At 61.3% G+C, this 20,587-nt stretch carries 13 protein-coding genes; 7 read left to right on the top strand and 6 right to left on the bottom strand.

Annotated elements, in window-relative coordinates:
• Nucleotides 1–743 (top strand): 4Fe-4S dicluster domain-containing protein (locus RQH62_RS21375; protein WP_311270670.1); only part of this gene is annotated, 743 nt, incomplete at its 5' end.
• 5 nt (nt 744–748) lie between these two features.
• Here the strand turns inward: RQH62_RS21375 and RQH62_RS21370 are convergent.
• The 3 genes from RQH62_RS21370 to RQH62_RS21360 form a co-directional block, all read right to left on the bottom strand.
• The gene (locus tag RQH62_RS21370; RefSeq protein WP_311270669.1) at nt 749–3,853 is read right to left on the bottom strand and encodes a family 78 glycoside hydrolase catalytic domain; all 3,105 of its coding nucleotides are present in this window, start codon (nt 3,851–3,853) and stop codon (nt 749–751) included.
• Between the two features lie 10 nt (nt 3,854–3,863).
• Complete coding sequence (locus tag RQH62_RS21365; protein ID WP_311270668.1) at nt 3,864–4,844, bottom strand: TIM barrel protein; 981 nt, start codon at nt 4,842–4,844, stop codon at nt 3,864–3,866.
• Between the two features lie 70 nt (nt 4,845–4,914).
• Nucleotides 4,915–5,700, bottom strand: coding sequence for a DeoR/GlpR family DNA-binding transcription regulator (locus tag RQH62_RS21360; protein WP_311270667.1), 786 nt, complete (start codon nt 5,698–5,700; stop codon nt 4,915–4,917).
• 268 nt (nt 5,701–5,968) lie between these two features.
• Between RQH62_RS21360 and RQH62_RS21355 the strand changes: the two genes are divergently transcribed.
• The 4 genes from RQH62_RS21355 to RQH62_RS21340 all read left to right on the top strand — a co-directional run bounded on the left by RQH62_RS21355 (nt 5,969) and on the right by RQH62_RS21340 (nt 12,363).
• Nucleotides 5,969–6,793: a transketolase gene (locus RQH62_RS21355; protein WP_311270666.1), complete on the top strand. Its 825-nt coding sequence runs from the start codon at nt 5,969–5,971 to the stop codon at nt 6,791–6,793.
• Nucleotides 6,790–7,746 (top strand): transketolase C-terminal domain-containing protein, encoded by a 957-nt coding sequence (locus RQH62_RS21350; protein WP_311270665.1) that lies wholly within the window; start codon nt 6,790–6,792, stop codon nt 7,744–7,746. The genes RQH62_RS21355 and RQH62_RS21350 overlap by 4 nt, the downstream gene beginning before the upstream one ends.
• The gene (locus RQH62_RS21345) at nt 7,746–9,275 is read left to right on the top strand and encodes an FGGY family carbohydrate kinase (RefSeq protein ID WP_311270664.1); all 1,530 of its coding nucleotides are present in this window, start codon (nt 7,746–7,748) and stop codon (nt 9,273–9,275) included. The genes RQH62_RS21350 and RQH62_RS21345 overlap by 1 nt, the downstream gene beginning before the upstream one ends.
• Nucleotides 9,276–9,348: 73 nt before the next feature.
• Nucleotides 9,349–12,363, top strand: coding sequence for a TonB-dependent receptor domain-containing protein (locus RQH62_RS21340; RefSeq protein ID WP_311270663.1), 3,015 nt, complete (start codon nt 9,349–9,351; stop codon nt 12,361–12,363).
• 257 nt (nt 12,364–12,620) lie between these two features.
• Here RQH62_RS21340 and RQH62_RS21335 read toward each other — a convergent pair whose 3' ends face one another.
• Complete coding sequence (locus RQH62_RS21335) at nt 12,621–13,901, bottom strand: MFS transporter (RefSeq protein ID WP_311270662.1); 1,281 nt, start codon at nt 13,899–13,901, stop codon at nt 12,621–12,623.
• A 172-nt stretch (nt 13,902–14,073) separates the two neighbouring features.
• On the opposite strand from RQH62_RS21335, the gene RQH62_RS21330 reads away from it, so the two are divergent.
• On the top strand, nt 14,074–15,606 hold the full coding sequence (locus tag RQH62_RS21330) for a DUF5060 domain-containing protein (protein ID WP_311270661.1): 1,533 nt from the start codon (nt 14,074–14,076) through the stop codon (nt 15,604–15,606).
• A 41-nt stretch (nt 15,607–15,647) separates the two neighbouring features.
• Here RQH62_RS21330 and RQH62_RS21325 read toward each other — a convergent pair whose 3' ends face one another.
• Nucleotides 15,648–16,397 carry a FadR/GntR family transcriptional regulator gene (locus RQH62_RS21325; protein WP_311270660.1) on the bottom strand — a complete coding sequence of 250 codons (750 nt, stop codon included), beginning with the start codon at nt 16,395–16,397 and terminating at the stop codon, nt 15,648–15,650.
• An 86-nt stretch (nt 16,398–16,483) separates the two neighbouring features.
• Nucleotides 16,484–18,196 (bottom strand): D-lactate dehydrogenase, encoded by a 1,713-nt coding sequence (dld, locus tag RQH62_RS21320; RefSeq protein WP_311270659.1) that lies wholly within the window; start codon nt 18,194–18,196, stop codon nt 16,484–16,486.
• A 123-nt stretch (nt 18,197–18,319) separates the two neighbouring features.
• Between dld and RQH62_RS21315 the strand changes: the two genes are divergently transcribed.
• Entirely contained in the window at nt 18,320–20,545 is a 2,226-nt protein-coding gene (locus RQH62_RS21315) for a hypothetical protein (protein ID WP_311270658.1), read from the top strand.
• Nucleotides 20,546–20,587 lie beyond the last annotated feature (42 nt).

The raw sequence follows: 20,587 nt of genomic DNA, 5'->3' as shown, positions 1-20,587 counted from the left end.
CGATCAATGAGGGCGGCTGGCAGTCGATCCCGACTTTGGCCTTCCCCGGCGGCGCGCTGATCGGTTGTTCGGCGGGCTTCGTGAACGTGCCGCGGATCAAGGGCACGCATACGGCGATGAAGTCGGGCATGCTGGCGGCCGAAGCAGCGTTCGCGGCGGTGCAGGCGGATCGTTCGGGCGACGTGCTGGACGAATATGAGGCCAATTTGCGGTCGAGCTGGATCGCGAGCGAATTGCAGCTGGTGAAGAATGCCGAGCCGTTGCTCAGCAAGTTCGGCAACACGCTGGGCACGCTGCTGGCGGGGATCGACATGTGGATGCGCACGCTCAAGGTGGGCCTGCCCTTCACGATGAAGCACAAGCCGGACAATGAGAAGATCTGGCCCAAGGAGGCTTGCGCGAAGATCGACTATCCCAAGCCCGATGGCGTCATCAGTTTCGACCGGCTGTCGTCGGTGTTTCTGAGCAATACCAATCATGAGGAAGACCAGCCGGTCCATCTGCAACTGAAAGATCCGGCCGTCCCGATCGCCTATAACCTGCCCCTTTATGACGAGCCGGCGCAGCGTTATTGTCCGGCCGGCGTCTATGAGGTGGTGGGGCAGGAAGAAGGGCTTCCCAAATTCCAGATCAACGCGCAGAATTGCGTCCATTGCAAGACGTGCGACATCAAGGACCCGACCCAGAATATCAACTGGGTCGTGCCCGAAGGCGGTGGAGGACCGAACTATCCCAATATGTAAGGGCGTTAATCGGCGCGTGTGAAGTGATAGTTGCCAGATCCCACCGTCACCGTCCCGTCGGCCGTACCCAGTATATCCGGATGATCGTCGACAGGCTGCTCGCTCTCGACCCAACGGCCAGCGGGCAGTTGCACCTGTGCCGTGCAATTGGGGGGGATGGTGATGGTCAGGCCGGAAAGGCCGGCGTCATCGCCTTCCGTCGCCGTCTCGATCAGGCCCAACTGGCTGTCGTAGCGGGCCGATACAGTCCCGACGTCGGAAAACCAGAGCGGCTTGACGGCGACCTGACGGAAGCCAGGCGTGGCCGGCGCTATGCCGGCCAGCCGCCGATAGAAAAAGCCGACCACTGCCCCGAAGGCATAGTGGTTGTAACTGTTCATCGACAAGTCGCCGACGTCGCCATTCCACCGTTCCCAAACGGTCGTCCCGCCCACGCTCGGCATATAGCCCCAGGATGGATAGGCGGTCTGTAGCAGCAGGCCCACCAATTCTGCCCATGCCCCCGCGTCTGCCAGCACATCGAGCAGATAGGGCGTGCCAAGGAAGCCGGTCGACAATTTCATGCCCCGCGTCCGAATATCCTGCGCCAGCAGGCGGGCAGCGTCGGCACGCTGATCCTGCGGCACCAGATTCATGTATAGGGCCAGCACCTGACTGCATTGGCTGCCATTGCCGGCCTTTCCGGCACCGTCCAGCAATTCTGCGGCAAAGGCCTTGCCGATTGCTGCGCGTAAGGTGGCATAGCGCGAAGCATCGTCCTGCCGCCCCGTCGACGCCGCCATTTCCGCCATCAACTGTGCGCTATAGGCCCAATAGGCGGTCGCACACAGGATGCGCGGCGTGGTTTCGTCATCGGGCTGGATCGCATCGACGGACAGCCAGTCGCCCAGATCAAGCCCGCGATCATTGCGCCAGATATGATCCGGATTGTCGCGCGCGACGAAATCCATCCACCGCTCCATCGCCGCCCAATTCTCGTCGATGACAGCGGTGTCGCCATAGCGCTGCCACAGGCCGTGGGGCAGGATGATGCCGGCCTCGCTCCACCCCGCGGTCACGACATCGGGGAAGGACAGGGGCTGCGGCACGACGATCGGATATGCGCCATCGGATCGCTGCGCCGCCCGCGCCTCCAGCAGGAAGCGACGGATGAAGGGGGCGATCTCCATGTTGAAGGCTGCGGCGTCCAGAAACACCTGAATGTCACCCATCCATCCCATGCGCTCGTCGCGTTGCGGGCAATCGGTGGGCACGGAGAAGAAGTTCGACCGCTGGCTCCACAGCGCGTTGTTCCAGATGCGCTGGAGCAGCGAGGACGCAAAATCCATCGTACCGGTTTCGCGACAGTCGCTATGGACGACGATCGCCTCCATATCTTCCAGTCCAGGCGTGCCGGGATAGCCTTGCACCTCGACATAGCGGAAGCCATGATAGGTGAAGCGCGGCGCGAATGTCTCACCGCCCGCATCGCCGCGCAGGATGAAACGATCGGTACACTCAGCCCGCCGCAGGTTGGACTGGTCCGCCGTACCGTCGGGATTGAGCAGTTCGGCAAAGCGCAGGCTGATGCAGCAGCCGGCAGGGCCGGCGGCGCGCAGTTCGACCCAACCGGGCATGTTCTGCCCGAAATCGAAAACAAAGCGACCGGGCGCCGGCTCGCTGACGGACTGCGCCCGCATGCTACGGGTCGCGCGCAGCGGCGGCGACGTCTGGGCGATGAGTCGCGCAGGCGGGGCTTCTCCGATACGCACCGTGGGCCAGTTGCTGTCGTCGAAGCCGGGTTGATCCCATCCGGCTTGCTCCAGCCGTGCATCATGCGTTTCGCCGCCATAGATATCGGATGCGATGACGGGACTGCTGCCGATGCGCCATGCCCGGCCGGTCGAAACCCACTCGCTCGATCCATCCGTATAATCGATGCGCAATTGCGCCAGCAGTCGGCGTGGTGCCGGACCAAAGCCATATCGCTCCATACGCCAGCCAAATGCGCCCGCATAGAAACCGTCCGCTACGGTAAAGGCCAGCGCATTGGCGCCGTCGCGCAGCAACGCCGTCACATCATGGCATTGGTAGAGGATATGGCTTTTGGCGACGCTGATTTCCGGCGCCAGCACATGATCCGATACCGGCTGGCCGTTGATCCGCGCCTCATAGGCGCCCAGCGCTGTTGCATAGAGGCGCGCTGCCACCACGGGACCGCGTGTGTCAAACTCCGTACGCAGGCAAATGCCCGGCTCTTTGGGTCGAGGATCGCCCTGCGCGCGTGATCCGGATGGCTGCGCCGCGGCCCAGCCGGCCGCATCGAATTCCGCGTCCGTCCAGCCTTCGGGCGGATCGGTCTGCACACGCCAATGCGGTCCGCTCACCCAACGTTCGACATCACCATTGCCGCGATACAGGCGAATGAGCGCCGCCATGGCGCCGCCATCGACGGGAAAGAAGCCGCTGGTGTCGGCTGTTGCGAGAAGGCAAAGGCTGTTGCGCCCCGGTTTCAGCATTCCCTGCGCCGGGAGTAGGCTGCCCCAATAGACGAGATCGGGCAGGATGGCTGGTTCGCCATTCACCCATATCCCCAGCAGATTATCCTTGGCGGCGACCAATATGGCAGCATCGACCAGATCGGTGGGTGCGTCAAAGTCCAGGCGGAACGCATGTGGACGCGGATCGAGCGGATCGGCGCTCCATATCCATTGCAGCCCCGCCGCGCGATCGGCGGCGGACTGCTCGTCCTCCGCCTCGATCCATGCGGCGCGCCATTCCTCGGGTGCCATAAGGCCGCCTTCAAACCAACTGCGTTCGGACCGCGCGCTCAGTCCTTGATTGTCATTGATCTCGACATCCCACCAGATCCGCTGCATCGGCTGGAGTGGCGGGCCATCATAAGAGATGTCGAAACAGGCATCGCTTTCTACGACGCCGCTATCCCATAACAATATATCGCGCTGGCCATCCGGCGTCGCTCGAATGCGATAGCTGCGCTGCATGACACCCCGGCCATCGCTCTCCAGGCGCCAGGACAGGCGCGGGTGGTGAACCTCCGTACCCAGAGGTTCGACCAGATGATCGGCGCGCAGATCCAGAACGCGTAGAAAGTGGGCAGGGGACGTCATCCTGTCTCTCTCAATAGGATGTGAAAAGAGCGTCGCGGGCGAGCATCATGGCGGCGACCGCATCCTGCCGGTCCTGCGCGGCCTGCATGGCCTCGAAGTCCAACTTGTCGAGGGCGCGCTCGATCACCTTCAGGAAACTGATGGCGGCGTTGGCGGCGTCCACGCTATTTTCGCGGAAGGGGAACTGGTCCAGCTGCCACACGCCTTCCCAGTTGTTCTTGCGCAGCGTGTAGAAGAATTCGAACAGCTCGATCGGGTGTACCGACCCGGCGATCATGTCGTCGTCCCAGCCGCGCAAATTGTCGTTCACATCCATGCCGAACAGCCGGTCATGGTCAATAGCTAGCTGTGCGGCATCGGCCGGGGATTCGCCGCCGTAGAGCGAATGGCCGAAATCGAGCAAGATACCGATATTAGGCAAACCGATCTTTTCTATGCCCAACAGCGTGCGTGCGACGCTATCATAACTCATATGATTGCGTGGTTCGCGCGGCTTATATTCGATGACGAATTTCAGGTCCGGATTCTGGCTGGCCAGTTCGCCTACGCCATCCATGCTCATCTGCCACAATTTGCGATGATCGACCTGGAAGGGATAGTCCCAGCCATCCTGGCCCGGCCACAGCTTCACATAATCCGCGCTGAAGCGCCGAACCACATTGGCTGCGTCATTGACCATTTCGTTGGCAAGCCTGCGCACCCCCGGATCGGGATTGGTGAAAGCGCCTTTGGAAAACTGGCGCGTGTAAATTTCCGGCGTGATCCCAATCACGGATAGGTTGTTGCGTTTCAGCGCCTCTTCCACACGGTCGAGCGACAGGCTGGGATCAACGAAGGGATAGTTGATGTCGACGACCGAAAGATCCTCGACCTGTCCGGCCAGGTCGATCATTTCGATCAGGGACCGTGGCGGGCCATAGCCATCGGTGGCATAGCGATCCACATAGGTTGCAAAATGCCAGATGCCAGCGCCATATCTTTGCTTGCTCATAGCGTGATCCTCTCCAGATGAATTGATGCCGTGGCCCGCAATCCTGCGTGCCGGCCTGCCGTTATTGCGGTCAGGCGATGATGATCTTCACGCCGATCGCCTCAATCGCTTTGCGATCCTCGTCGCGAATGCCGTCGTCGGTGATAAGGATATGGATCAGGTCCAAACCGCCCAGGGACGAAAAGGATCGCTGGCCGATCTTGCTGCTGTCCGCGACCAGGCAAACCTGCTCGGCTGCTCCGATCATCGCGCGCTTGACGGCGATGTCCGACAGCGCGGGATAGGTCAGACCGCCGTCGATATCGACCGCTGCCGTAGCCAGAAACAGGCGCTGGACATACAGCCCCTTGAAATAATCGGCGGACCGCTCGCCTGACAATGACAGGGTTGGCGCCTTGAAATGGCCGCCGGTCATATGCACCTCGAACCCCGGCTCCGCGCCCAGCATGAGTGCGATGTTCAAGGCATTGGTGATGACGGTCAGGTCACGCCGCCCCAGCAAATGGGTGGCGACCGCCGTCGTAGTAGAACCGCTGTCGAGGATGATCGTCTCGCCATTGCCGACAAGCGCGGCGGCGGCGCGGCCAATCCGTTCCTTTGAATCCAGATGTCCCTGATGTTGCAAGGCCATGGAACGGACCTGCTGCGGCACGGACTTGAGGAAGGCGCCGCCATGTTCGCGCTCGATATGGCCGTCCGCCTCCAGCTTCTCCAGATCCTGCCGCACCGTGACTTCCGATACACCAAAGGCCTCGGCCAGAGTGCGGACGCGCGCGCTACCTTCCTCCTGCAACCATTCCAATATCTTGAGCCGGCGTGTTTCGCCCAGCAGGCGGGCTTGTGCGCTATCCTTCACCGTCCCTGTCTCCAGATGATGGGTGACGATAATTCAGGCACATGTCTCTCCGGTGAATTACCATCCGACGATGGCGCGGCACAATCTCTAGAGCAACCCCGGCGGACTTGTCAATTTTTCTCATTGAATCAAAAAACGAAAGAAAACGAAAGTTAAAGGATTGCGTATTTTTTCGTATCCGATTATTGCCTAGGCGTAGGGAGAGTTTTGCCAAATGACGATGTCGCCTGTTTCCGCCTCTGCCTGTGAGGCTGGAGAAAACATAAATATGCGCATTTCTCAGGTTACGGCGCGCGCCAACTGGATGCGCCGTCGCCTGCTCTCAATGATAGTGGATGCGGGGCAGGGGCATCCCGGAGGCGATCTTTCGGCAACGGATATCATTGCGGCGCTCTATTTCGATATTCTTCGTTTTGATCCTACTGAACCCGCCGCGCCCGGTCGCGATCGTTTCGTGATGAGCAAAGGGCATTGCACCGGTGCGCTCTACACGGCGCTCGCCGGAGCCGGCTTTTTCCCCGAAGAAGAATTGCAAACCTATTTGAAGCCGGACTCGCGGCTGAACGGCCATCCCAACCGCACCTATCTGCCGGGGGTCGAAACCAATACCGGACCGTTGGGTCATGGTCTTCCGGTGGCCGTCGGGATCGCCGTCGCGGCACAGATCGACAAGGCCGACTATCGCGTTTTCGTGCTGACCGGCGATGGTGAATTGCAGGAAGGCTCGATGTGGGAAGCAGCGATGTTTGCGGGCCATCGCGGGCTGGGCCAGTTGACGGTGATCGTTGATCGCAACCGCCTGCAACAGGGCGCGCCGACCGAAGACACCAATGCGCTGGAGCCGCTGGCCGACAAATGGCGCGCTTTCGGCTGGGATGTGGCCGAAGTGGACGGCCACGACCCTGCGGCCCTTCTGGCGGCGTTCGATACCGCTTGTCAGCCCCGGTCGAGGCCGCTCTGTATTATCGCCAATACGCAAAAGGGGCATGGCGTCAGCTTCATGGAAAATCAGGCCGGATGGCATCATGGCGTGCCCAGTGCCGATCAATATGCACTGGCCATGGCCGAACTGGAAGCGGAGATGACGGCATGAGCGCCGCCGCAGCTCCTGCCGGCCTGTTCGATTGCCGTGATGCCTATGTCCGCACGGTGGAGGAACTGGCGGTTCAGGATGACCGCATCGTTGCTGTCGTCAATGATTCCGTCGGCTCGTCCAAGCTTGGCAAGTTCCGGGATCGTTTCCCTGATCGGCTGGTCAATGTCGGCATTGCCGAACAGAATATGGTCGGTGTCGGCGCAGGTTTGGCCAATGGCGGCAAGATCCCGTTCGTCAGCGGCGCCTCCTGTTTCCTCAGTGCCCGCGCGCTGGAGCAGATCAAGGCGGATTGCGCCTACAGCCATGCCAATGTGAAGCTGTGCGGCATATCCAGCGGCGTCGCCTATGGCGAATTGGGCGCCACCCATCATAGTATCGAGGATGTGGCCTGGCTGCGCGCGATCGACCGGTTGACGGTGATCGTCCCGGCCGATCCCTGGCAAACCGCGGAGGCGATCAAAGCCGCCGCCGCGCATGACGGGCCGGTCTATATCCGCATCAGCCGCATGCCGGTGCCGGAACTCGCCCGCACCGATGCGATCTTCCACATCGGTAAGGCGGAACGATTGCGCGCCGGGACCGATATCGCGATCATTACCAACGGCACGCTGGTCCATCATGCCGTGTCGGCGGCGCAAAAGTTGGAGGCAGCGGGCATTTCCGCGCAGGTCATCAACATGGCGACCGTGTCCCCTATCGATACCGAAATGCTGGCGCAGGCGGCGGCGACTGGCGCTATCGTCACGGCGGAGGAAGGGCTGGCCCATGGCGGCCTGGGCGGCGCAATGGCCGAATATTGCGCGACCCACAGCCCGGTGCCGATGCGCATGCTCGGTTTCCCCGGCTTCCTGCCCACCGGATCGGCGCAATGGCTGATGGACCGGTTCGGCCTTAACGCCGATGGGATCATGGCGGCGGCACATGACCTGCTCAAGGTAAAGGCACGCTGATGCGCAACCCGGTCATCCTTGCCGTCGATCAGGGGACGACCAACACCAAGGCCCTGCTCGTGTCGCCGGCGGGGGAGGTCATTCTGTCCCGATCGCGGGCGATGCAGGTGACCTATCCGGAGCCCGGCTGGGCGGAGCAGTCGGCGTCCGACATATGGGAAGCGGTGGCCGCGCTGATCGTAGAACTGGTCGCCGCTGCGCCGGACGCGGAGATCGTCTCGCTTGCTTTGTCCAACCAGCGCGAGACGATCGTCCTGTGGGATGCGCGCACTGGCGAGCCGCTGGCCCCCGCCATCCTCTGGCAATGTCGCCGATCCGAAGCGCGATGCGCCGCTCTGCGGGAAGCGGGGCATGAGGAAATGATCGTCGCGCGCAGTGGCCTGGGCATCGACCCGCTCTTCCCGGCGGCCAAGATCGGCTGGCTGCTGTCGAGCTTGCCTAATGGACGGCAGCGGGCGGCGCGCGGGGAACTGCGGTGCGGTACGATCGACAGTTGGCTGTTGTGGAAACTGACCAACGGGGCTGTGCACGCGACGGACTATAGCAATGCTTCGCGCACTCAATTGTTCAACATCGACACCTTATGCTGGGACCCGGCACTCGCCGCCTTGTTCGACGTGCCATTGGCCCTGCTGCCGGACGTGCGCGGGTCAGATAGCCGCTTTGGCACGGTTGCCACCGGGCTGACGCCTTTGCCGGCTGACACGCCAATCCATGCGCTGATGGGCGACAGCCACGCAGCCCTGTTCTACCACAGTGCGACACAGGCGGGTGCGACCAAGGTGACGATCGGCACCGGCAGCTCGATCATGACAGCCACGCCGCGTTCTGTCCGCTCGGCCCATGGCCTGTCCAGCACCATCGCTTGGCATCGGTCCGGTACGACGCAATATGCGCTGGAAGGCAATATCGCCATTTCCGGTCATGCCGCCGCCTTCGCCGCCAATTTGCTTGGATTGGCGGATGAAGCGGCGCTCACCGCGCTAGCGGCAAGCGTACCCGACAGTGGCGGCGTCGTGTTCCTGCCTGCCTTGGTGGGGCTGGGCGCACCCCATTGGTGCAGCGAGGCACGGGGGGCTATTTCCGGCCTGTCGCTTGGCACCCGGCCTGCGCATATTGCACGTGCTGCGCTGGAAGCGATTGCGCTGCAAATTGCCGACGTCGTGACCGCGATGGAAGCGGATCTGGGCAGCGTCGTACCACAGATCGCTGTGGATGGCGGCGCTACGCGTAATGCGCTGTTGATGCAGTTGCTGGCCGATCTGACCGCCCGCCCTGTGGTTCGTCCGCACGTAGCGGAAGCCAGCGCTCTGGGCGTTGCCCGGCTGGCGGCCGAAGCGATCGGCCTGTCCGTTCCTGCGCTGCATGGCACGATGGTCGATCGCATAACGCCGGTCATGCCGACGGACGAGCGGCAACGGATCAGGGCGGGATGGCAGGCTGCCGTGGCTGACGCCGTGCATCGATCACAAGGCCGGCATGCCAACGAAAATGGGGCGATTTTGAAGGAAGTGCAGGCAGGCCGATAAGCCGATCTGCCGATACGGACTACCGCCAACGATAAATAATCAGCGGTTTCATTATCATAGGAGGGGATTGACCATGAAGGTTCATCATATCTGTCGTCGGCGCAGCCAGATGCTGCGCACGCTGTGGCTGGGCGGTTCCGGCATCGTCGCATTGCTGGCAACGCCCGCTCACGCCCAGATCGCACCGCAGGAGGCGCAGGATAGTGGCGCCAGCACCGCCGATATCGTCGTTACCGGCAGCCGCATCGCATCGCCCGCTCTGACATCGCCCAGCCCGCTACAGGTCGTGACGTCGGAAACGCTGCAAAATAACGGCATCATCAACGTGCAGGACGCCTTGCAGCAGAATCCGGCGATCGGCCTGCCCGGTTTCAGCCGCACCACCACCGCTAACACGACCAATCCGGGCCTGGCGACGGTGAACCTGCGCAATCTGGGTGCGGATCGCACGCTCGTCTTGATCGACGGGCGCCGCTCCGTCGCGGGTGTGCCCGGCACGGCGCAGGTTGACCTGTCCATGATCCCGACGCCCTTTGTCGAGCGCGTTGATGTGCTGACCGGCGGCGCATCCGCCGTCTACGGATCGGACGCCGTCGCCGGTGTCGTGAACTTCATCTACAAGAAGAAGTTCGAAGGGCTGCTGCTCAACGCGCAGGCCGGCATTTCGGAGCGTGGCGACGACCGTCAGATGGCCCTCAACGCCACCTACGGCCATAATTTTGCCGACGGTCGCGGCAATTTCATGATCTATGGCGGCTATGTGAATGAAGGGGCGGTCGATGCGCGCGGCCGCAGCTTCTCCCGCAACGACTATACCAGCCTCGGCACCATTCAGCGGGTCGCGGGAAACAGCGATTCTAACCTGACAGCGGCGCAGAACATCTTCACGTCCTTCTACAACCCCTCCAATGTCGGCCCCGGCGGTGTGTTCGTAATCGGATCACAGACCAATCGCGTGATCGACGCCGATGGCAGCTTCCGCGCCTATAATGCGGCGACGGATGGCTGGAACCGGGCGGAGTGGGGTCTGCTCGCCTCGCCATCGGAACGCATGACCTTTGCCGGTCGTTTCAACTTTGACGTCAGCGATCGCGTCAATGTCTTTTCCGAAGTCACCTATTCCAATGTCGTGACCAAGGGACGGATGGAAGCGTCGCCGATGCGCACCGACGGCGCGTTGGGTGCTTTCACTGGTACCAACGGCTTCTATCCCATTCAGTCCCGCGTTCTGGTGCCCGGCGGCAATGGCGAAACCATGCTGGTCAACAATCCCTTCGTGCCGCAGGCTGTGCTGGATGCGGCGACCGACCGCACCGGTGACGGCCTCAAGGATCTGAGCTTCCTGATCCGCGCGACTGCCTTCGCGCCCGGCACCCGCACCATCCCCACCGAGCGCGACAATTTCCGCGCAGTCCTTGGCACAACGGTGGACTTGGGCAGCAGCTGGAAATTCGACGCTTATTACCAATATGGCTTCACCAAGCAGAAGCAGTCGATGTCGGGCCTCGCCAACCTCTATAATCTGGCCGAGGGCTTGCAGGTCATCACCGACATTTACGACTTCGACCGGGATGGCAGCACGACCGATGCCGTCTGCGCCAATGCCGATGCGCGGGCGCGCGGCTGCGTCCCGATCAACGTCTATGGCCAGGGCAAGCTCACGCAGGAGATGGTCGATTATCTCCAGGTCAGCCTGCAACGCGATTCCAAGCAGACCATGCATGTTGCTGCCGCCAACCTGACCGGCACACTGTTCAACCTGCCCGGTGGACCGGTGCAGGTCGCGGTCGGCGCCGAATATCGCAAGGAAGAAAGCCGCGACATCTTCGATCCGCTGACTAACGCGGCGCGCAACGGCTATGTTCAGTTGACCGATACGGCCGGCGGCTTCAACGTCAAGGAAGCCTATGGCGAACTGGTCGTGCCGATCCTGTCGGACACGCCGTTCTTCCATAACCTGACACTGCGCGGTGCCGCACGAATGTCGGATTATTCGACGGTCGGCACCTTCTACGCCTGGAATGCAGGCGTTGAATGGGCCCCGGTCGAGGATATCCGCTTCCGTGCCGTCTATGCCCATGCCGTGCGCGCGCCCAATATCGGCGAATTGTTTGCGGCGCCGGCGGCCGGCATCGTCACCATCACCGACCCTTGCCAGGGCATCACCCTGACGACGACCGGTTCGATCGCCGACAATTGCCGTGCGGTGCCGGGCATTCTGGCCAATATCCAGCAGAACGGATCCTTCACCCTGACCCAGGCAGACCTGTCGGGCGTCGGCGGTGTGACGGCAGCCAATCCCGATATCCGCGAGGAAACGGGCAAGACTTTGACGCTGGGCGTGGTCATCAATCCCAAGTCGATCAATGCCTTGCGCAACCTGACCCTGACGGCCGACTTTTTCGATATCAAGTTGGAAGACGCGATCAGTCGCGTGCCCGCCGCAACCGTGCTCAACAAATGTTATCGGGAAGGGCAATCCGACTTTTGCCAGTTCGTGACCCGGCGCACCGTTGCCTCGGGCGCTTACAGCATCGGTTCGGTCGAACAGGTGGTGCGCGGCCTTATCAACAGCGGTGGCTCCTTCTCGCGTGGTCTCGACTTCACGCTCAACTACAGCCACGAAATGCTGGGTGGCCGGGCCAGTGTATCGGCGGCCTGGACGCATCTGCTCAAGAACGGCTTTCGTGCGCTGACCGGCGATGCCTATGACAATACGATGGGCGAAATCGGCACGCCGCGGGATTCGGTAAACCTCGGCCTAAACTGGGCCAATGATGATTTCGGCATCACCATCAACAACGAATATATGGGGCCGCAGGTTCTGGACTATGAGAATTTCCAGACCCTCTATCGCCTCGCCGACGGATCGGTGCCGGATGAGAAATATTTCCGGGTGAAGTCAAAAATCTACACCGACATGCAGGTCCGCTTCACATCGATCGCCAATTTCGAATTCTATATCGGCGCGAAGAACATGCTCGACGTGAAGCGTCCGCCGATCTGGGGCGGGCTGCCGGGCAATGTGAACGGCACCTACGATGTCCTTGGCCGCCGCTTCTACACCGGCGTGCGCGCCAAATTCTGATCCGCTATCGAGAAATGTAAAAGGGCGGTGCCGATGGCGCCGCCCTTTTTTATGCTCTGGTTACGAAGACGGTTCTGAGGTTCGGCCGGTCCAGCTCCGAAGCTGATCAGGCGACAGGATTGCGGCCCTTGGTACCTTTGCCTGCATATCGATGATCACACAGCGCGAAACGCCCCTAGGCTTATGGGCGATATGACACTGCCGGCCAGCATCAGCTGACCGGCAGTGTCATGTCCCCTATGTTTGGTCGATGTGCCTCAACTCAGGCTGGCTTCCAGTTCCTCCAGCGACTTGCCCTCGTTGCGCGGCGCCCCCCAGAAGCCGATGATGCCGCTCACCACCAGGAATCCGGTGAGGATCCAGGCCAGGTTGGTAAAGCCCGTGGCGGTCAATACCGGCACGAAGAAGCTCCATATGCCCAGCAATATGCGCACGATCGCGAACATTACGCCCTGAGCGGTGCTGCGCAGCAGGGTCGGGAACATCTCCGAACTCCACAGCTGGAAGAAGCATTGGGCGCCGAACCCCTGACCGAACGCCATCAGGAAAACATGAACGATCGCTACCGGCAAGGTCAGCGGCAGCAGTGCCAGCAGCGCCATGCCGATGACCTGAATGATCGCGGATATCAGGAACATCGTCCGCTGGTTCACCCGATCGGACCAGCGCATGAAGACCAGCCAGATCGACGCCATCCCGATCAGAAAACTGCCCGCTTGAATGGCAACCGACATGGCCTGGCTCTGATTGCCCACCGTGCGCAGGATATAGGGGAAGAAAAAGCCGTTGGTGCCGGCCCACAGGTTCCAGAACACATACATGCCCGCCAGAAACGCCATGGAACGGATATGCTGGCGCGTGAACAGGTCGCGCAGGCCAACTTTGGGCTGACTTCGCGCGGCATCGCTTGCCTGTGCATCCAGCCAACGCTGCGATTCCTGCATCTTCGACCGCAGGAAGGTCAGCGCCACCGCCAATATGGCAAGGTGCGCGAACACGATCCGCGCGCCCAGCAGGCCCAGCGGCGTCAGCGCCAGGAACATTAGCAACACCACGACCGGTCCCAGATACCAGAGCACCTGCGCCACGCCGCTATGCTTGCCGCGCGCACCCTTGGGCGCCATTTCCGCGATCAGGGACCAGGATGCGGGAATGTCTGCGCCCACCGCCAGACCCACGAGGAAGAAGCCGACAACGATCATCCAAGCGTTCATGGCGAAGATCAGCCATAACATGCCGAACGCATAGAACAGCATATCATACTGGTAGATCTTCTTGCGCCCGAACAGATCGCACAGCCGTCCGCCGATGAAGGCGCCGACACCGGCCGAGATCGCATTGGGGCCGAAGGCACCGATTATCCCGACCAGATCGTTGCTGAGTCTGTATGTCTCGACCCAGAGCGCCAGCGCCGCGGAGCCGGCCACGATTGACCCGGCATCGATATAGTTGGCAAGGCCCGCCAGAATGCTATTCTTCCACGCATCGTCCGGCTGCGGATCGGCGGGACCGGCGTCGACGGCTGTCGTTGCGGACATGAATTCCTCCCCTCATAAGGCCTTGATGGCCTTACATTTGTATGACATATTTGCTCATATAATACTATTATTATGATCGCCAGTCCTGATCGGGATTTTTCGGCGGAAATCGGCAAAGGAGAGGATGGCAGTGACGGTTTCGCGACGAAATATACTGACAGGGGCGATGACCATGGCGGCGGCCATAAGCGGCCCATTGGCTGCGCGCGCGGCCACGACGAAGACGGAGCGCTGGGGTGTCTTCGAACTGCGCTTTGACGGCCCAGCGAACGGCAATCCTTTCGACGATGTGACTCTCTCGGCCAGTTTTTCCAGCGGTGGCCGGACCTTCAAAGTGTCCGGCTTCTACGACGGCGATGGAGTCTACCGCATTCGCTTCAGCCCGCCTGACCTTGGGATTTGGCAATGGAAGAGTAGTAGCAATGCGCCGGCGCTGAACGGCAACAGCGGCAGCTTCAACTGTATCGCGCCGGCAAAGGGCAATCACGGCCCCGTCCGCGTTTCCGGCGGCTATCATTTCGCCTATGCCGACGGCACGCCGTTTCGCCAGATCGGCACCACCTGCTACAGCTGGGCACTGCAAAGCGAAACCAAATGCGCCGAAACGCTGGCCACGCTGAAGAGCGCCCCGTTCAACAAGATGCGCATGCTGGTCTTCCCCAATGTGGAATCGGTCGCCATCAATCCCTTCGTGCGGACCGGTCCCGGCCCCAGGGACTGGGACGCGACGCAGTTGGACCCGGCCTATTTTCGCCGGTTCGAAGATCGCATCCAGAAACTCGGCGCACTGGGGATCGAGGCAGACGTCATCCTCTATCACCCCTATGACGAAAAGCGGGGCTATAACGATATGCAGCGCGCCGATGACGAGCGCTATGTCCGCTACTGCATCGCCCGCTTCGGCGCCTATCGCAATCTCTGGTGGTCGATGGCGAACGAATATGATGATGTGAAGACCAAGACGATGGCCGACTGGGACCATCTGCTGCAACTGGTGCAGGCCGAAGACCCGCATGACCGGCTGCGGTCTATCCATCAGATCACCGTCTATTATGACAATCGCAAGCCCTGGATCACGCACAGCAGCATCCAGAATGGGGCCGCCGTGCTGGACGACGTCCGCGCACAACTGCACCGCAGCTTCGGCCTCAAGCCGGTGATATTCGACGAGGTCTGCTATGAGGGCAATTCGAAACTGCGCTGGGGCAATCTGACCGGTGAGCAACTGGTTGAACGTTTCTGGTGGGGCCTGATCGGCGGCACCTATGTCGGCCATAGCGAAACCATCGATCCGAACCAGAATGCGGACTATTCATGGCTGGGGCAGGGCGGCCGGCTTCAGGGCAGTAGCCCGCTACGCCTGGCCTTCCTGCGCAAGATCATGGAAGAAGGCCCCGCGCCCGGCATCGAACCGATCCAGACCTGGTGGAATTATTCAATCGCCGGAAAGGAGTTCGAATATTATCTCCATTATTTCGGATCGGACCAGCCGATGGAGTGGCCGGTGGTACTGCCGGGCAAGAAGGATCAGCCGATGAATGCTTATCGGCTGGACATCATCGACACATGGAACATGACCGTCACGCCGGTGGATGGTGTCTTCCAAATGCAGCGCCATAGCGACTATGATTTTCACGATCCCGCCCGGCCGACGGTGAAACTGCCGGGTAAGCCATGGCTGGCCGTGCGCCTGGTCAAGGTGTGAAATGATCGCAGCCCGATATTGTGCAACGGGCTGCGTATCTCTTACCCCTGCTGGGTACGCGACAGGCTCCGCGATACCTTGATCGCGCCGAAATCGATGATCTCGCCCATCAACCGGCCTGCTTCGTCGGCGGCGCCGGCCTCGATCGCGTCGACCACACGCTCATGCCGCAGCACGGTTTCCTCGTGCATGTCGTCCTCCTCCAGTGGCAGCATCAGGAAAGAGGCGACCAGCGCCACCTGGGTCACCGTGGAAAAGGCGTTGAGCAGGAAATTGCCCGACGCCGCCCCGATCGCCTGATGAAAGGCCAGGTCCGCCTCTGCGAATTTCTGGCGTGATCCGACGGCATCGCGCATCCCCGCCACCGCCGCGCGCAGCAGCGCAATATCCTCGGCTGTCGCGCGATGTGCAGCCAGTTCGGCCGCGCGCGATTCCACTGCGACGCGGGCTTCCGCAATCCCGCGCCGGAAATCGCTGTCCATGCCCAGACTGACCCGCCAGGCCAGCACTTCGGCGTCGAAAAAATTCCAATAGTGCTGGTCGCGTACGCTGGTGCCGACCCGTGTCTTGGACACGATCATCCCCTTGGCGGTCAACGTCTTGAACACCTCACGGAGCACCGTGCGGGAAATGCCGAACCGGTCGATAATCTCCTGTTCCGATGGCAATTTTGTGCCCGGCGGATAGGTGCCCGCCAAGATTTCGGCACCCAATGTCTTGGCGACCTGGTCATGGGTGGACGAAGTCGGTTTCAGATAGGCTTCGAAGCCGGATGTCTGCTGTTTTGCCAAAAGATGTCCTTCACCCTGACCGTAGCACCCCAATACGGTCATTCCGCTGTTAGGCTAATCCGGCAGCATAAACCAGATCGTACAGATCAAACTTTGGGTCCGTTCTCATAATCCGACCGCATCGACATCTGTCCGATACCGGGGTTCATCCGGTTGGATGGGTCGAGCGTGCGATAGAAAGCGGCCAGAGCGGGTTTGGCGGGATAGAGATGGCCGACATTATGCTCGGCCGGATATTCCGCACCCCGTCCGTCCAGCAGGCGGAGCAATTCTGTTTCAAAGCTATGAATGTCAGTACCCTTCCACACGATATAATCCTGGTGAAAGACGTGGCAGAAGAAATGGCCATAATAGAGTTTGGCAATGGTCGCCGCCTCGATCGCGGGGGGTAGTGTCTCGGTCCAGGCGCGTGCGTTGCGGGGCAGAGCGATGTCCAGCGCGATGATATCCTCCACCCTGTCGCGATGCACTTCACGATAGCGCACGGCGGCGCCAGCCACGGCAAAGCGGTGCAAGAAGGCCTTGTCCGCTTCTTCCGCCGAACATTCGAAATAATCACCATCCCGGTCGCCGAAGCTGCGTCGCAGGTAAGCCCGCATCGCCGGCATGTCCTCCGCTGCCATGCGCAGCATCAGATGATGTTCGTACTGGTCGCGCCAAGCCCGCATCCGCGCGGGCAAGTGCTGCGGAAAGAATTGGGCGAGGCGGTTGAGCCAGCGATCGGTCAGCCCCTTACGTCCTATGCCTAGCGCTTCCAGCCAGCCGTCTACCCGCGCCTTGAACGCGAACAGGGCGGGCAGCCGGTCCGTCCCCAGCAAGCGCACTGCCAGAAACAAATCCTTGCCGTAGCGCGCCGCGATGTCGAATGCCGTGCGATGCACATATTCTGCCGCGATCGGCAGGCCGCCAAAGTCGCGCAGCATGTCGCGGCGCAGCGTTGCCAGCAGATCGGCATCGTTGGTACCGATATAGAAGACGCCGCTGCCTTCCTCTTTCGCGAAACTGTCGAGCCTGACGGCGAACAGCGCGAGCTTCCCGGCACTGCCTGACGCCTCATGCAGCTTGCGCGGATCGGCATTGAAGCGGGCGGGCGTAACGGCGTCGATGTCGCGCACATGTGCGGCATAATCCTGGTCGGATGCGTGACGCCCGGCTTCATGCCGTACATCTGCATCGGTGAAGGCACCGCGATCCAGTCGATCCAGCAGAGTTTCGGGATCATCACCCAGCGCCACGCCCAGATGGTTGACGAGGGACAGGCGCCCATAATCGTCCAGCCGGGCATAGAGCGCCAATTCGGTATAGGCCGGGCCGCGCCGCACCAGTGATCCGCCGCTATTGTTGCAAACACCACCCATGACGCTGGCGCCCAGGCAGGATGATCCGATCACGCTGTGCGGCTCGCGGCCCAGAGGCCGCAGTCGCCGCTCCAGCGCATGCAGGGTTGCGCCGGGCAGGCAGATGACCTGCCGCCCGCCGTCGATCAGGTGGATGGTCTTTATCCGTGTCGTGCTGATGATCACGACAGGCCGGTCATAGGCGTCGCCATGGGGGGTCGATCCGCCGGTCAGCCCGGTATTGGCCGCCTGCATGATGATGGCGGTGCCGGCATCGACGCAGGCATTCAGCACGTGCCATTGTTCGACCAGCGTCCCCGGCCGCACGACGGCGGCGACCTGCCCAGATCCGAACCGATAGCCGAAACGGAACCGGCGGGTCTGCCGTTCGTGAGTCAGGACATGGCGGGTGCCGACGATCCTGCGCAGGCTGGCCAGCAATGCCGCCGGATTTCCCGTCATCCACTCCCCCTGCCGGCTCCCGCCGCCTGGCCCCGTTTGGCCGTCCGATTGTTCGATGCGTATCTTGACCTGTTTCATCTATATAATATCATATTACTAATTATCGAAAAGGAAAGAGGGGCCATGAAAAGCAATTATTTTGCTGCCGTTATGATCGCTTCGTTGATGGCCGGCAGTGCCCTCGCCGCACCGCCCGATCGGCCAGCCCTTCCTTCAGATGCGGTGCCCTATGTTGTCGACCATCCCGGACGCACCAATTCGTTGATCGACATGCGTTTCCTGCTGGACGGGCCGGCAGGAAAATATGGCTTCCTCTCAGTCAAGGACGGTCATTTTCGCTTCCCCAACGGTCAGCGCTTCAAATGCTGGGGTGTCAACATCACTGGCTGGGAACTGGGGTCGGCCTTGTTGCCGCCGCACCGGGAAGCAGAAATCTATGCCGAATCCCTGGCTCGGCTCGGTGTAAATTGCGTCCGCCTGCATTTCCTCGATATGCGCAAGGACCAACGCGTGATCGACGGCGATGGCGGCAAGGGCACGGTGCCACCCATCACCCACACGCCATCGGGCCTGATCGACAGCCGCTATGACGATAGCCGGCATTTCGATCCCGATCAGGTCGACCGACTCCATTATCTCTTCGCCCAGTTCAAGCAGCGCGGCATTTATGTCGATTTCAACCTCAATGTCGGCCGCACCTGGAAAGCAGGCGACGGTGTGCCGGACCATGACCTGATTGGCGTTGCCAAGGGCGTAACCTATTTCGGGCCAGAACTTGTCGCTCTACAAAAGGAATATGCGCGCAGGCTGCTCGGCCTGCGTAATCCTTATACAGGAATGCGCTATGCCGACGATCCGGCGGTGGCGATCGTGGAAATCGTCAATGAAAACTCGTTGCTGGAATTTTGGCAGCGGGGCTGGTTGCGCGGAGAACGGGCGCCAGGCGGCGCCAATCTGCAACTCGATCTGACGCCCCATTATGCCCGCATTCTGACGGACCGCTATAATGACTGGCTCGCGCAGAATCGCAAACCGGCCGAACTCGTGCATCTGCGGACGCTGGCAGGGATAGGGCCGGGGCCGGCCATCCCCTTCCTGCGGCGCGGCGATTTCCGCGATGCGCCCAAGGAGCGGTTCCGCGCCGAAATAGAATTTCTGACCAGCGTCGAAATCGACTTTCAGCAGGATATGGCGCGCTTCCTGCGCGAGGAGGTCGGCGTCAAGTCGATCATCATGCCGACCGCCGATCATACCTATTTCATCGCCGGTCAGCCGATGATGCGCTCATCGGCCAAATTCGATGTCATGGACAGTCATGTCTATTGGCAACATCCCGCCATTTACGGCCATCGCAGCGATCCAATGGTCAACCGGCCGGATCTGTCGATCCCGGTCAAGCTCGCCCGAACCGCCATGACCGGCAGGGCCTTTACTGTCAGCGAGGTCAACCATCCCTATCCATCGGACTATGGTGCGGAAATGATTCCGACCCTCGCCGCCTACGCGGCCTTGCAGGATTGGGATGGCATCTTCTTCTACACATTTGAAGCGAAACTGCTGGACAAGGCGACGCCGGTGATCGGCGATCATTTCGATATCACGCAGGATCCGGTGAAGATCGCGCAATTGCCGGTCGGTGCCATGCTGTTCCTGCGGGGCGATGTGGCGCCGGCGCGGACCGTGGTACAGCGCAACTACTCGACCGATCAGATAGATGAAGCTGCGCGCATGCCGCGTGCGCTACAGCCCTATTTCACGCCGGGTTTCCCCATGACGCTGCCCTTGGTCCATGGCTCACGTGCCGGCTGCCTCGATTGTGCGTCAGTGCCTGCACCTTCCATGCCGCTCGCCAATCCGATCCTGTCGGACACGGGGGAGCTCAGTTGGCGCGTTGAACCACAAGGCGGGGTAATCAGCGTTGATACGCCGTGCAGCCAGGCGCTGGTCGGTTTCGCCCGTGCGGCCGGGACCGCAACCACCCATTTGTCCGCTGATATCGGCAATGACTTTGCCGCTATCACGCTGTCGGCGCTCGACGGAAAGCCCTTGCGGACGGCGGACAGGATGCTCCTTACGGCGACGGCCAAGGCTGGTAACAGCGGGCAGGCTTGGAATGATCGGCATGCCATGCTCGACATCTGGGGAACCGCGCCGACATGGATCGAACCGGTCAGGGGTTGGCTGACGCTCAGGGATCTGGATGGCGCGCTGGCCGTGACGGCGACTCCGCTGGATGGCGCAGGCAAGCCCAACGGGCCGGATATCAGGGCGCGGATGTTGGAAAACGGCTGGGAGATTCCTGTCGGAACGCCTGCTGCGACTTCTTATCTGGTCAGAATTGCCCGTTGAAATCGTGCGAATTCGCCCTTTTCGCATTACTCCAACAAATGA

The sequence above is a fragment of the Sphingobium sp. WCS2017Hpa-17 genome (assembly GCF_031843765.1).
GTDB lineage: Bacteria > Pseudomonadota > Alphaproteobacteria > Sphingomonadales > Sphingomonadaceae > Sphingobium.
The sequence above is the reverse complement of the archived record's forward strand: the minus strand, read 5'-3'. Positions and strand labels throughout refer to the sequence as shown.

What these genes read in the sequence shown, in the direction of transcription:
- RQH62_RS21370 (WP_311270669.1), bottom strand. Translation starts at nt 3,853, where the DNA reads ATGACGTCCCCTGCCCACTTTCTACGCGTTCTGGATCTGCGCGCCGAT.
- RQH62_RS21365 (WP_311270668.1), bottom strand. Translation starts at nt 4,844, where the DNA reads ATGAGCAAGCAAAGATATGGCGCTGGCATCTGGCATTTTGCAACCTAT.
- RQH62_RS21355 (WP_311270666.1), top strand. Translation starts at nt 5,969, where the DNA reads ATGCGCATTTCTCAGGTTACGGCGCGCGCCAACTGGATGCGCCGTCGC.
- RQH62_RS21350 (WP_311270665.1), top strand. Translation starts at nt 6,790, where the DNA reads ATGAGCGCCGCCGCAGCTCCTGCCGGCCTGTTCGATTGCCGTGATGCC.
- RQH62_RS21345 (WP_311270664.1), top strand. Translation starts at nt 7,746, where the DNA reads ATGCGCAACCCGGTCATCCTTGCCGTCGATCAGGGGACGACCAACACC.
- RQH62_RS21340 (WP_311270663.1), top strand. Translation starts at nt 9,349, where the DNA reads ATGAAGGTTCATCATATCTGTCGTCGGCGCAGCCAGATGCTGCGCACG.
- RQH62_RS21335 (WP_311270662.1), bottom strand. Translation starts at nt 13,901, where the DNA reads ATGTCCGCAACGACAGCCGTCGACGCCGGTCCCGCCGATCCGCAGCCG.
- RQH62_RS21330 (WP_311270661.1), top strand. Translation starts at nt 14,074, where the DNA reads ATGGCGGCGGCCATAAGCGGCCCATTGGCTGCGCGCGCGGCCACGACG.
- dld (WP_311270659.1), bottom strand. Translation starts at nt 18,196, where the DNA reads ATGACGGGAAATCCGGCGGCATTGCTGGCCAGCCTGCGCAGGATCGTC.
- RQH62_RS21315 (WP_311270658.1), top strand. Translation starts at nt 18,320, where the DNA reads ATGAAAAGCAATTATTTTGCTGCCGTTATGATCGCTTCGTTGATGGCC.